Here is a 1,344-nt window from a genome sequence, read left to right on the forward strand (position 1 = left end):
AACGGTGCCAGCGTATAATGGTAAATTAGTCAAGCGTGAAATTTATCAAAAAAAGGCCGACCTAAAGTAAAACTAGGGTTTCCAATTTTTGGAACTAGTTCAACTATCACAGAGTTTTTATATAGAGCTCCTCTAGAACGTGAAAGGATCTTGCGTTTTCATCTTGCAGAGGATACAGCCTAGTGAATATAAACTTAGTTTTCACGTATTATTCGTACTTGCAGGACAAGATCCATAAGGCTGGCACACGAGGTCTATGCCTCAGGCACGAGGTACAATGTGATCTAACGTCCTAGAGGAGCTCCATTTAAATAAAATCAAATCTAATTAAGAGTCTACTTTACTTACATAAATTAATATTGTAATAGGCACAAAAGGGTAGAATTTTTGAAATAAACACATAGTCTAGGCAATCTGGGAACTTGTTGAGATGACAAACCTTTCATAGAATTGTTTAACATTGGCCTTGTACAGTTTCTTTCGTAATTGTTTGTATAAAACGTAGTCAGGTTGGTCTGTACGATATAATGTTTGGTGTTTGATCATTGAAAAAGCTAGACGAATCATTCGGTTTCCTAGAGCGATATACGCCTGACCTGGAAGTTTTCCACGATCTCTTAATGCCGCATACTTCTGTTTCATTTCAGGGTTGTTCATAGACAGGGATTTTCCCACTTGATATGTTATATTTCGAAAGGTTCGCCTTCCTTGCTTAGATATCGCATGATAAGAGGGCTTTTTCCCTCCCGATTGCTTAACGATAGGATTCGTTCCTGCCATTTTAATTAGCTGCCCTGCATGGTCGAAATCAGAAATATCCCCCATCTCGGCATATAGTTCTGCTCCAGTGACAACTCCAATTCCGGGAACACTAAGGATGACGGCTCCGTCCGTTTGAACAAATAAATCTTCAATTTTTCTTTCTAATAATTTAATCTGCGTATCCAACATATCTAGTCGATCTAGACTTTGAATAAGTAAAAATTGTTCGACTTCTAATTGTTCTTTCGCTTGAGAAATGGAATGTTTTGCGTAATCAAGCAGACAATCAATGGTTTGTTCGCGCAACTTAAGATTTACTTGTTTTGAAAGGGCTCGTAATCCCTTTTTTCCAAGGGTAAGGATGTCACTTGGATGGAGACAATGACGCATAAAATAGAGTGAAGACTTTCCCCAGAAATCCGAAAAAATTTGTACATGTTTACGCTTTCCATTTATCCATACACTTTTCCCTTGAAACTCACGAAATATATGGTCCACATACACACGAATAAGATTTTTTGTAGCCGTTTGTTCTTGGACTAACTCACGACGGGCACGAGTCAATTTTTGTAGTCTGTGAAC

At 38.1% G+C, this 1,344-nt stretch carries 1 protein-coding gene; it reads right to left on the bottom strand.

The features are described 5' to 3' along the window. Positions 1 to 405: 405 nt before the first annotated feature. Positions 406 to 1,344: transposase (locus BQ5321_RS00545; protein ID WP_071392723.1), on the bottom strand; the 939-nt coding region annotated here is incomplete at its 5' end.

Origin of the sequence: Bacillus tuaregi (assembly GCF_900104575.1) — a bacterium.
Taxonomy (GTDB): Bacteria; Bacillota; Bacilli; order Bacillales; family Cytobacillaceae; genus Bacillus_BD; species Bacillus_BD tuaregi.